Origin of the sequence: Aeromonas sp. R4-2 (assembly GCF_040908295.1) — a bacterium.
Classification (GTDB): Bacteria; Pseudomonadota; Gammaproteobacteria; order Enterobacterales; family Aeromonadaceae; genus Aeromonas; species Aeromonas veronii.
On the sequence record NZ_JBFODL010000016.1, the window covers coordinates 210,852 to 222,054 of the forward strand.

The 11,203-nt window shown below is 57.6% G+C and carries 10 protein-coding genes, 6 tRNA genes and 1 rRNA gene; 10 read left to right on the plus strand and 7 right to left on the minus strand.

Annotated elements, in window-relative coordinates:
* Positions 1-10 precede the first annotated feature (10 nt).
* The 6 genes from AB5Y99_RS15805 to AB5Y99_RS15830 all read left to right on the plus strand — a co-directional run bounded on the left by AB5Y99_RS15805 (position 11) and on the right by AB5Y99_RS15830 (position 1,036).
* A tRNA-Leu gene (locus AB5Y99_RS15805) sits at positions 11-96 on the plus strand.
* A gap of 53 nt (positions 97-149) precedes the next feature.
* Positions 150-235 (plus strand) — tRNA-Leu (locus AB5Y99_RS15810).
* Positions 236-279: 44 nt separating this feature from the next.
* Positions 280-365: transfer RNA gene (locus AB5Y99_RS15815), tRNA-Leu, on the plus strand.
* Positions 366-411: 46 nt separating this feature from the next.
* A tRNA-Leu gene (locus AB5Y99_RS15820) sits at positions 412-497 on the plus strand.
* 71 nt (positions 498-568) lie between these two features.
* A tRNA-Leu gene (locus AB5Y99_RS15825) sits at positions 569-654 on the plus strand.
* A gap of 109 nt (positions 655-763) precedes the next feature.
* Positions 764-1,036, plus strand: coding sequence for a late competence development ComFB family protein (locus AB5Y99_RS15830; protein ID WP_005343036.1), 273 nt, complete (start codon positions 764-766; stop codon positions 1,034-1,036).
* On the opposite strand, the gene AB5Y99_RS15835 is transcribed toward AB5Y99_RS15830, so the two are convergent.
* Positions 1,031-1,240 carry a hypothetical protein gene (locus tag AB5Y99_RS15835; RefSeq protein WP_088870233.1) on the minus strand — a complete coding sequence of 70 codons (210 nt, stop codon included), beginning with the start codon at positions 1,238-1,240 and terminating at the stop codon, positions 1,031-1,033. The two genes, AB5Y99_RS15830 and AB5Y99_RS15835, sit on opposite strands and share 6 nt — an antisense overlap.
* A gap of 301 nt (positions 1,241-1,541) precedes the next feature.
* Between AB5Y99_RS15835 and nhaC the strand changes: the two genes are divergently transcribed.
* Complete coding sequence (nhaC, locus tag AB5Y99_RS15840) at positions 1,542-2,951, plus strand: Na+/H+ antiporter NhaC (RefSeq protein WP_047438574.1); 1,410 nt, start codon at positions 1,542-1,544, stop codon at positions 2,949-2,951.
* A 139-nt stretch (positions 2,952-3,090) separates the two neighbouring features.
* On the opposite strand, the gene erpA is transcribed toward nhaC, so the two are convergent.
* The 3 genes from erpA to clcA form a co-directional block, all read right to left on the minus strand.
* Positions 3,091-3,441 (minus strand): iron-sulfur cluster insertion protein ErpA, encoded by a 351-nt coding sequence (erpA, locus tag AB5Y99_RS15845; protein ID WP_005340225.1) that lies wholly within the window; start codon positions 3,439-3,441, stop codon positions 3,091-3,093.
* An 87-nt stretch (positions 3,442-3,528) separates the two neighbouring features.
* Positions 3,529-4,224, minus strand: a complete 696-nt coding sequence (locus AB5Y99_RS15850; RefSeq protein ID WP_005343032.1) for a DUF6776 family protein — start codon at positions 4,222-4,224, stop codon at positions 3,529-3,531.
* A gap of 91 nt (positions 4,225-4,315) precedes the next feature.
* Positions 4,316-5,704, minus strand: a complete 1,389-nt coding sequence (gene clcA / locus AB5Y99_RS15855; RefSeq protein WP_040067313.1) for a H(+)/Cl(-) exchange transporter ClcA — start codon at positions 5,702-5,704, stop codon at positions 4,316-4,318.
* Positions 5,705-5,948: 244 nt separating this feature from the next.
* On the opposite strand from clcA, the gene hemL reads away from it, so the two are divergent.
* On the plus strand, positions 5,949-7,235 hold the full coding sequence (gene hemL / locus AB5Y99_RS15860; RefSeq protein ID WP_368210107.1) for a glutamate-1-semialdehyde 2,1-aminomutase: 1,287 nt from the start codon (positions 5,949-5,951) through the stop codon (positions 7,233-7,235).
* 214 nt (positions 7,236-7,449) lie between these two features.
* Positions 7,450-8,265, plus strand: coding sequence for a hypothetical protein (locus tag AB5Y99_RS15865; protein WP_368210109.1), 816 nt, complete (start codon positions 7,450-7,452; stop codon positions 8,263-8,265).
* Here the strand turns inward: AB5Y99_RS15865 and AB5Y99_RS15870 are convergent.
* Both AB5Y99_RS15870 and AB5Y99_RS15875 read right to left on the minus strand, forming a co-directional pair.
* Positions 8,180-9,082: a TSUP family transporter gene (locus AB5Y99_RS15870; RefSeq protein WP_368210110.1), complete on the minus strand. Its 903-nt coding sequence runs from the start codon at positions 9,080-9,082 to the stop codon at positions 8,180-8,182. The two genes, AB5Y99_RS15865 and AB5Y99_RS15870, sit on opposite strands and share 86 nt — an antisense overlap.
* 296 nt (positions 9,083-9,378) lie before the next feature.
* Entirely contained in the window at positions 9,379-10,128 is a 750-nt protein-coding gene (locus tag AB5Y99_RS15875) for a DsbA family protein (RefSeq protein ID WP_368210111.1), read from the minus strand.
* Between the two features lie 197 nt (positions 10,129-10,325).
* On the opposite strand from AB5Y99_RS15875, the gene AB5Y99_RS15880 reads away from it, so the two are divergent.
* A tRNA-Ser gene (locus AB5Y99_RS15880) sits at positions 10,326-10,413 on the plus strand.
* Positions 10,414-11,002: 589 nt separating this feature from the next.
* Here the strand turns inward: AB5Y99_RS15880 and rrf are convergent.
* Positions 11,003-11,117 (minus strand): 5S ribosomal RNA (gene rrf / locus AB5Y99_RS15885).
* Positions 11,118-11,203: the final 86 nt, after the last annotated feature.

Here is an 11,203-nt window from a genome sequence, read left to right on the forward strand (position 1 = left end):
CCGCAGTGATGCGAAGGTGGCGGAATTGGTAGACGCGCTAGCTTCAGGTGTTAGTGTCCCACGGATGTGAGGGTTCGAGTCCCTCTCTTCGCACCAATACTGCCATGCTGATTCAGCAGCATGTAAATCCAACTAGAAAACCCGAATGTGCGAAGGTGGCGGAATTGGTAGACGCGCTAGCTTCAGGTGTTAGTGCCCCCCGGGTGTGAGGGTTCGAGTCCCTCTCTTCGCACCATGCTTCTCCAGACAGCATGTAAATCAAAACTGGTAACACAATGTGCGAAGGTGGCGGAATTGGTAGACGCGCTAGCTTCAGGTGTTAGTGTCCCACGGATGTGAGGGTTCGAGTCCCTCTCTTCGCACCATGCTTTATCCAGACAGCATGTAAATCCAGACTGGAAACCCGAATGTGCGAAGGTGGCGGAATTGGTAGACGCGCTAGCTTCAGGTGTTAGTGCCCCTCGGGTGTGAGGGTTCGAGTCCCTCTCTTCGCACCATGCTTCTGACATGTAAACACAGAGCAATGCGCTCCAACCGCATTTAAAAACCAGCTGGAGAAAATCAGTGTGCGAAGGTGGCGGAATTGGTAGACGCGCTAGCTTCAGGTGTTAGTGTCCCACGGATGTGAGGGTTCGAGTCCCTCTCTTCGCACCATTCATTACACAAAAGGCCCATCACGAAAGTGATGGGCCTTTTGTTTTTACTCCTTGTTATGGCTATGCTTTTGACGACTCCCCGCTCATCGTCATGCCAAGGAACGCATATGATACTGGATACCGACATTCACAACTTTTACGAACATCTGGTGCTCAAGGAGATTGAGAAACAGGGGCTGCAGCAAAAGCTCAACAGCGATCAGATGGCCGACCTCTGCTGCCTTACCCTCAACCAGCTTCCGGCCCACTATATTCGCCACAATGTCGACATGATCTACTTCCTGACCGACGCCAAGCGCACCGAAATGGAGAAGCTGGTGGTCGAATCGCTCAAGGTGGCACAGCAGAAGATCAAGCAGGCCCCCGTCAAAAGCTCATAACCAGGGCTGCTGCCAGAGCAGGGTAACGATACCGGTCAACCCGGCCACTGGCAGCAAGATCAAGGCGGGCCGCAATCCGGGCTCCAGTATCACCCAGGCAGCCAGCAGAAAACCGGCACTCCAGATGCCGTACTCTTTATCCTGACCCCATGCGAGTACGGCCACCGCCACCAGCAACATCATACCCCGCAATATCCAGCGCATTGTTTTCTCCCCAATCAACAATTGATAATAATTATCATCTTCATCTGCTGGGGATGCAAGTGGCGTCACGGGCAAGCTTCGTATGTGGCCCTTTGTGTCAACAGGCCGCTCAAAAACGGGTTATGAGATCAACTAATTTGTGATTTTTTCAATCAAATGTGCATTTTTGCCAATTTGATGGGGCTTTAACCCGCCGGGTTTGTGGTAGATTGCGGCCTCTTTTTGGGTTGCCTCCTCGGGATCGATGTATCCACAGGACGAGAGGGAGTGACCTTGGCGAGCAAGAGTTTAGGAAGTATCTATGCAAAACCAACAAAACCACATCCGACTACCGGGCATGGCACAGGTGTTTGCCTGTCTGGCCATTTTCCTGGCCCTGGCATTCTCGTTCACCAGCGTGCTCGATCTGCCGATCCAGCTGGCGCTGTTCATCGCCTGGTTCGTCATCATGGGGCTTGGCATCAAACTCGGCCACGATTACAAATCCCTGGAGCAGGCTGCCGTTGACGGCGTTGCCAAGGGGATGGGGGCCATCCTTATCCTGGTCTCCGTCGGTGCTCTGGTCGGCACCTGGATTGCTGGCGGCATAGTCCCCAGCATCATCTACTTCGGCCTCAAGGTGATTCACCCGTCCATCTTCCTGCTGGCAACCTTGATCATCTGCTCCCTGACCTCGCTGGCCACCGGCACTTCCTGGGGCTCTGCCGCCACGGCCGGCATCGCCATGATGGGGATCGGCCACAGCCTCGGCGTGCCTGCGCCGCTGGTAGCCGGTGCCGTGCTCTCCGGCGTCTACTTCGGTGACAAGCTCTCTCCGCTCTCCGACTCAGTAGTGCTGGCTTCGACCATGTCCAACGTCGACGTGGTGGAACACATCAAGGGGATGCTGCCTATCAGCCTGCTCTCCTATGTCATCACCGCCGTGCTGTTCACCGTGGTGGGCATGCAGTATTCGGGTAATGTCAGCCTGGAGCAGGTCAATCTGGTGATGGAGGCTCTCGACAACCAGTTCAACATCACTCCGCTGGCCATAGTGCCGGTGGTGCTGGTGCTGGGCCTGCTGGCAAATCGCAAGCCCGCCTTCCCGGTGATCAGCTTCGGCGCCCTGCTGGGCCTGATCTGGGCCATCGCCTTCCAGGGCATGGATCCGGTCAAGGCAATGCACTCGGCTTATAGTCCGTTTGCCATCACCTCCGGCATCGATTTTATCGACAACATTCTCGGGCGCGGCGGCATGGAGTCCATGCTGGGCTCGGTCGCGGTCATCATCTTCGGTCTCGGGTTTGGCGGCCTGCTGGAGAAGGTCGGTATTCTGGAAGTGATCGCCAGCGCCTTCGAGAAGCGCATCAACAGCGTCGGCAGCCTGACCAGCCACACCATCGGTACCGCGTTTCTGGCCAACGTGTTTGGCTCAGCCATGTATGTGTCGCTGATCCTGACCCCCAAGATCATGGCCAAAAACTACGACCGACTGGGACTGGCGCGCAAGAACCTCTCTCGCAACGCCGAGTTTGGCGGCACCCTCACCTGCGGCATGGTGCCCTGGAGCGACAACGGCATCTTCATGGCCGGGGTACTGGGAGTGGCCACCCTCGACTACCTCCCCTACATGTGGCTGAGCTTCACCTGTATCATTGTGACCATCACCCTCGCCTACATGGGCAAGGCAGTGAACCGGGTCCCGCTGGTCGCGGCGGCAAGCTCCCGCTAAGCCATCCTGCAAACAACAAAGGCGCCATCAAGGCGCCTTTGTTGTTTCAGAGAAATGCTGTTTGATGGAGCGCACTGATCACCACAAACAAAAACAGCCCTCGTTGCCGAGAGCCGTTTCATCAGACCGATAACGCCGATCAGATGGAAAAGCTGGAGCCGCAGCCACAGGTCGTGGTGGCATTGGGGTTGGTCACGGTGAAGCGCGAACCTTCCAGACCCTCGGTGTAATCCACACTGCCGCCTACCAGATATTGCAGGCTCATGGGATCGATCACCATGGTGACGCCATTCTTCTCGACTACGGTGTCCCCGTCGTTGATCTTCTCATCAAAGGTAAAGCCATACTGGAAACCGGAGCAGCCCCCACCCGTGATGTATACCCGCAGCTTCAGCTCGGGATTCTCTTCCTCGGTGATCAGGTTCTTCACCTTGTTGGCCGCCGCATCCGTCATCTGGATGGGCAGCGGGGCTTCTGCTACTGCACTCATTACTGACCTCACAACCATTAGATCCACAAACATGGAAACCGCGAAATTATCCAATACCCGACCATTCAGTTCAAGTATTCACCACGTTTAACCGGCAGCGGGAACCGGAGCAGGCGGCGCGGCGACCAGCGGCTTGATCACCTCGCCCCACTCAACCAGCAGCTCTTGCGCCGGTTGCCTGCCATCCTTGTTGATGGTGACACGGATCCGATCCGGCACAAAGCCTTCCGGCAACTGCCAATTCCCTTCCAGCAGCTGGAAATAACGCAGGGCATAACGCCACTCGCTCACCTTCATTCCGAGATCGCGACCGGTCAGCGTCTTCGGCTTGTCGGCCAGGCTCCCCTCGACCCGGATCTGCACCTGACCACGGAACAGCTCCCGCTTTTTGGCGGGCTGGGTCAGGGCTAGACGGTAGTGGTAGCGACCGGGAATGCTGGTCTCCTGCAGAGTCAGGTTGTCGATCACTACCCCCACCTGTTCGCCGGTGGGGCGCATGATCCGCTCGAAAAAGGCCAGCTGGCGCTTGAGCTCCTGCACCTGCGCCTCCTGACTCTTCAAGGTGGTCTGCAACTGCTCGAAGGCCGCTTTCTGGGTCGCCAACTGGGTATCTTTCACCCCCAATTCGGTCTTGAGCTGGCCGATGGCCTTGCCCTGACGATCCAGCGTCTCCTGCTGTACCACCAACAGACTGCTCTGGGCCAGCTCCTGACGGTTACCGACAAAGTAACCAATGAGCCCGCCAACGGCTAACACGACCAATAACTTCAATAGATTGGACATAGCCCCTCATCCCGTTATCACGCTATTTACGGCAGCGCCTCTCCCTTCACTATACCGCCCTGACCGGGGCCAAAGGCGATAAAGGGAAAAATTAACTGGCCGTGGCACTGCCATCACCCCGCTTTTGACGCGCGGCGAGCCGTAAAGTTCGCTCCAGGATCTGGGAATAGATGGGTCGGCCACCCAGCCACTGGGCAACCAGAGTCGCCCCGACCGTGGTAATCATCATCGGCAGGATCAGCTGATAGTTGTCGGTCATCTCGGTGACCAGCACGATACCGGTGATGGGGGCGCGCACGGTGGCAGCAAACAGCGCCCCCATTCCGGCGATGGCAAAGGCGCCGGGCTCGATGCCAAGCTCCGGAAACGCCGCATGAAACAGATGGCCGAACACCACGCCAAACAGGGTGCCCAATGCCAGGGTCGGCGCAAACACCCCGCCCGGGGCACCGGAGCAGAAGCAGATGAGGGTCGCAACCAACCGCACCGAGAAGATGAGGAACAGGGTCGCCATCGCATACTCATCCCCCATCAGATGAGGAATAAGCTCGGTGCCGCCGCCCGTCACCGAAGGAGCAAACAGCGACAGCACACCGAACGTTCCGGCGACCAGCATGCCAATGGCTACAAAACGGTGGCGCTTGTTCTGATGCAACGCCAGATAGCCATCCTGACAGGCCAGCACCAGCTTGTTGAAGACAAAACCGAGCACCCCGAAGGTGGCTCCCATAAAGAGGAACAGCCAGAGCGCCTTGAGGGCTGGCGCATCGTAGTGAGGCAAGGTGATCACCGCCCCCTGGCCTTTCATGTTCTGCAACATCAAGGTCGCCATGATGGCGGAGATCCCCACCGCCTTGATGGCCAGAAAGGAGTAGCGGAATTGCGGTCGCATCTCCTCCATCACGAACAGGATGCCTGCCAACGGCGCATTGAAGGCTGCCGCCAGACCGCCCGCCGCACCGGCGGCCAACAGGGCATGGCCATGCTCCTTGGGCAGCCGGAAGATATCCGCCACCATCTTGCCGAGGTTGCCGCCGATCTGTACCGAAGGCCCCTCCCGCCCCAGCACCATGCCGGAACTCAGGGTGCAGATGCCGCCGAAGAACTTGACCGGCAACACCCGCCACCACCGAACAGGGCGCAGATCGTCCATCGCCCCCTCGATCTCGGGAATGCCGGAGCCGCCCGCTTCCGGGGCAAAGGTATGAGTGAGGAAGTAACCGACAAATCCCAGCAAGGCGCTGAAGCCAAAGCCAAGCAGACCGAGCTGCCACCAGGGACGGTCTGCCAGCAAGGCGATACGTTGTTCTGCCAGCCAGTGGACACCAGATTCGAACAGACCGCACACCAGTCCGGCCAGGGTGCCGACCAGCGCCGCCAGCAACAGAACCAGCAAGGGCATCTTGTCTTGCCGGATAATGCGGGAAAGCGGCCCCCGCGAAGAGGTATCGGCTTCAGAGGAGAGAGCTTGTTGCGCCATCTTGTTACACCAACTTGGAAAAACCATATCGTCAGCTAGCTGAGATCAGGATCACCCGGCGCGTTGCTCGGCTGCCCAGGGCTGGGGCTTTCTGCTATAGTCGGCCCGTTAAATTTTTGTCACGGGAGCAGACCGAGAGTCCGGGTGGCGAGAGCGCAAAGCATACTCCTGATGCTCCGGCCTGCCGAGTCTCAATCGGCTGCAATCCCTTGTGTGACGACCAAAATCCCATTAAGGATGATCCATGTCAAAATCAGATCAGCTGTTTGAACAGGCCCGCCAGACCATTCCGGGTGGCGTCAACTCACCGGTCCGCGCCTTCAATGGGGTCGGCGGCACGCCCCGCTTCATCGATCACGCCGATGGCGCCTATCTCTATGATGTGGATGGTCATGCCTACGTGGATTACATCGGCTCCTGGGGCCCCATGCTGCTGGGTCACAACCACCCGGCCATCAAGGCCGCCGTCATCAAGGCCGTTGAGAAGGGGCTGAGCTACGGTGCGCCGACCGAGATCGAAGTGCTGATGGCCGAGAAAGTGCGCCAGATCGTCCCCTCTATGGAGCAGGTGCGGATGGTCAACTCCGGCACCGAAGCCACCATGAGCGCCATCCGTCTGGCCCGTGGCTACACTGGCCGCGACAAGATCGTCAAATTCGAGGGCTGCTACCACGGCCACGCCGACTCCCTGCTGGTCAAGGCCGGCTCCGGCGCCCTGACCCTGGGTCAGCCCAATAGCCCGGGCGTTCCGGCCGATTTCGCCAAACACACCTTGACCTGCGTCTTCAACGATCTGGATTCGGTGCGTGAAGCCTTCACCCAGTACGGCAGCGAGATCGCCTGTATCATCGTCGAGCCGGTCGCAGGCAACATGAACTGCATCCCGCCGGTCCCCGGCTTTCTGGAGGGGCTGCGCGCCATCTGTGACGAGTTCGGTGCCCTGCTGATCCTGGACGAGGTGATGACCGGCTTCCGCGTCTCCCTGCGCGGTGCTCAGGGTCACTACAACATCGACCCGGATCTCACCACCCTTGGCAAGATCATCGGTGCCGGCATGCCTGTAGGCGCCTTCGGCGGCAAGAAGAAGGTGATGCAGCACATCGCCCCGACCGGCCCTGTCTATCAGGCGGGGACTCTCTCCGGCAACCCGGTGGCCATGGCTGCCGGTCTCACCATGCTGGATCTGCTGCTGGAGCCGGGCCTCTATGAGCAGCTGAGCGCCAAGACTGCGCGTGTTGCCGAGGGACTGAAAGCGGCCGCCGCCAAACACGGTATCCCGCTCGCCATCAACTATGTGGGCGGCATGTTCGGCTTCTTCTTCACCGACGAGAACGAAATCACCCGCTACGAGCAGGTCACTCGCTGCGATATGGAACGCTTCAAGCGCTTCTACCATCTCATGCTGGAAGAGGGCGTCTATCTGGCGCCGAGCGCCTACGAGGCGGGCTTCCTGTCATTGGCTCATGGCGACAAGGAGATCGAACATACCCTGGCTGCCGCCGAGCGCAGCTTCGCCAAGCTGGCTGGCTAAATCGCCGCTGGTTGTCGCAAAGGGCCCGTCATGGGCCCTTTTCTATTACAGATCCATCACCACACAGGGCGGCAATACGCCCATTTCTGGTGCATTACCCCCTCGTCATCCACCGATTTGTCATCCTCTGGTGCAACTTGCCCTGCCATCCCTGTCATAAAGCAGGCCCACAATTTGCACATTCACCACAAGAGCCCACGTCACCGAGGTCCATATGGCAGAGATGAGCCCCATCGATGTGCTGCGGCGCTATCAGGAGTATCAGGAGGAGTTGACCCCGCTACTGCAGGGGCTGCTCAGCGCCCCCCTTGTCTCGCTCAAGGGGTATCCCTTTGTCGTCAGCATTGACCACTATCAGGGGCCGATGTGCATCCAGCCTGCGGCACCGGCCGCCCATAACCGGCTGTACCTTATCGTCCAGGGGCAAGGACGAGAGATCACCGTCTGTCTGAATCAGCTGATTGGCTGGTTGATGGGGGACAGGGAGCGCCGCAGCGCCATGCCCTGGTTCAAGGCGGTCTATGTGGTGCTCAGCATGGCGCTGTTTTTGATCGTCGCCACCCTGATCTGGCACGGGCTGGAGCAGCTCTACCAGCTATTGTGCGGCGAGCAGCAGAACCAGCTCGGCGCCTTTAGCTCCATCATCTTCCTGACGCTGGCACTGGCGGTGTTCGATCTGGGCAAGACTATTCTGGAAGAGGAGGTACTGCTGCATAAGGATATCTTCCGCCACAGCGCCATTCGCCGCACCATCACCCGCTTTATCGCCGCCATTCTGATCGCGGTCTCCATCGAGGGGCTGTTGCTGCTGTTCAAAGGCTCGCTCGGCCAGAGCGAGCTGCTCTGGCCTGCGGTCGGGGTAATGGGGTGCGCGGTGGGTTTGCTGCTGGCACTTGGCCTCTATGTCTTTCTGGGAGCCAAGGCCGAAGCGGCACTGGTACAGGCTAGCCTGCGCTCTCCACCGTCAGCTGCACAGGGGAGCGACGCGCCGCCCGCCAGGAAGCGTACATGGTCCAGGAGGTATAGATGACGATAAAGGCAACCAGCCACTTCAGCATCTCCATATCCATGGATTTGACCAGCATGGCGGCCAGCATCACACCGATGGGGCCAAAGATGGCTACCGCCAGCACCGCCTTGGCATCGAATGCCCCTTTACGGATAAAGGTGCCTGCGGAGAAAACGCTAAGCACGGCGGTGGAGCCCATCATGATCGGAAACGCCGCCAGCGGATTCATCCCCAGCAGATAAACCAGCGTCATGCAGGGAGCAAACAGGCCAATACCGACATTCATCAGCACTCCGAAGATGAAATTGCCAAGCAGGGCGATCGCCAGCTTGTAGCCGCTGAGCCCCATCGCATCACCGCCTACAGGGAAAAGACCCAGCAGACCGGCAAAGATAAGCCCTGCGACGACCAGCAAGGAGATAGCCATCACCAACCGGATGGTCTGCCGATCAAACGAGGCCACATGGCGAGCGCCCCAGGCCGCGCCCACTGCGGCGGCCATCATCATGCTGATCAGCGTCAGCGGCTCCACCGCTACTGCGCCGACGAAGATCAGCGACTGAGTCACGGTCGGCAGCACGCACTGCCCATTGAGGGTACCCGGCAGCACTCGATCATCGATCAGCTTGAACTGCTTGTAGCAGGCGGTCTTTACCGCAAAGCTGCCCACCCCCAGGGTATCGAGGAAGTTGGCAACCCCACCGATCAATGCCACCGGCCAGAAGGGGGTCGCCTCAAAGGATCCACTCTGCTTCTTCCGCCAGCAGGCTTGCACCAGCATGAAGACAAATACGAGGCCTCCGGCTATAAAAACCAGCCGTAAAATATCAACTAACATAGGGGTTTCTCCTGCAACGGGCGGCGATTCTAAGGCAAGCAGCAGAAAAAATCTTGACCGGAATTAAGCAATGCTCACGACACGCCTCTGCAAGGCGAAATATTTATCAATAGACTCCGAACGACTCTGCTAATACTTGTTACTGAGGCCAACAGGCCGGGTCCTGAGCACGTTGTTATGGTCCTTTCGCGACGACCACTTGTGCCAAAGGACATAATAAAAAAGAGGGCCGGTAGTGATACCGACCCTCTTTCTGTATCTGGCCGGGGCGCTGGGTCCTCGACCATGACAACTACTTATTGAATGCTCTTGCCGGCACGCACGTCCTTGATAAACCCCTTCAGGCTGGCCAGATCACGGGGGGCACCGCGCAGGATCTGATCACCGATGATGAAGGCCGGGGTACCGGAGATACCGAGCGCTTCAGCCAGCGCACGGTTGGTACCGAGGTTCTGGTCAATACTACCATCCTTGATCTTGGCCTCCACCTTGCTCCAGTCAACACCGGCCTCTTCTGCCACCTTCTTGACCTGTGCTTCATCAGCGAGCGGGCCCTGATGGGTATAGAGCTTCTCGTGGAACGCCTGGTACTTGTCAGGCTGACCCAGCTGGACCGCCAGCGCAGCACGGGCTGCGAAGTAGGAGGACTCGCTCAGAATGGGGAACTGCTTGTAGATGTAACGGATATCTTTATCTTCCGCCATCAGCTTCTTGACCAGCGGATGGGCCCGTTTGCAGTAACCGCAGTTGTAATCGAAAAACTCCACAATGGTCAGCGACGCCTTCGGATTCCCCATCTCGGGATCCTGATTGGCATAAAGCTGCTTGGAGTGAGCCTTGATCAGCGCCTTGTCACTCTCGGCCTGCTGGCTCTCCTGCTTGGCACGCAGGGCATTGGACATCTCGACCAGGATCTCGGGGTTCTTGACCAGATAGTCGCGAACGATTTGTTCGACATCGCTTTTGGTCAGCTCGCTTGCATGTACCGGCGTCGCCAGCAGGGTCACACCAGCCAGCGCGCAAAACAGGGCATTTTTAATAGTCATAACGTTATCTTGCAGAGGATATGATAGAGGCCACTATAGTGGTTGAGTCTGTTTTCAAGTCAAGCTATCTGGCCAAAAAAGCGCTTGATACGCTCTGATTGCCACTTTTTCATGTCATTTAGCGCAATTAACCAGCAATCGAACCGGACGGGGATTTACAAGCCGGATCAGCATGGTAATATTCGCCGCACTGCTGCGGAGGGGTGGCAGAGCGGCTGAATGCACCGGTCTTGAAAACCGGCGATGGGCGACCATCCGTGGGTTCAAATCCCACCTCCTCCGCCATTCATACCGAGCCCATGCAACCATGTTGCATGGGCTTTTTATTTGCCTACGACTTGCCACTCCCCCTAGCACTCAGCAAATCACCCTCCTTAATCTTCACTCCTGCAGGCTCAATAACTACCAGAAAATCCCCCATCAACCTCGAACCTCTGCGTTCCTGCGAGCATCCCTTCCCATTTCCTTATTGCCCCAAACAACAACGACCCAACGCAGCGACCACGGCTCCAGCATGTTGGTACCGCCAATAACCCCTCTTCGGAATAATAGAAAAGCAGGGACGATGGGGTTGCGGCTTAAAAAGAGGGAGCAGCTAACTCAGGAAGTAGAGATCCCAAGCAAGAGATCACGACGTATAAGCGATCATAGGATTCACGGGTTATGGCGGCACCAGAGCCACCGAACAAAGCGACAGCGGTTCAGCGAAGAAAGAGTACCAAGCGGAACATCAGGCTATTTGTGGAACCAGAAAACAGCGAAGAGTAACAATAAGAACAGAGGAGAAGAGATCAGATGGGTCAATTATCAGACGAATTACTGAATTTCAGCCAATTAAAAACCCCGCTCATCGAGCGGGGTTCTTAAATTGAGTGCCTGGCAGTGTCCTACTCTCGCATGGCGAATGCCACACTACCATCGGCGCTACCGCGTTTCACTTCTGAGTTCGGCATGGGATCAGGTGGTTCCACGGCGCTATGGCCGCCAGGCAAATTCTTAATCTAGAAAGCTGACGTGAATAACGACTTGGTCATTATCACTGAATTAGTAGTTCGCTTAGGTTTGCTACAAGCCT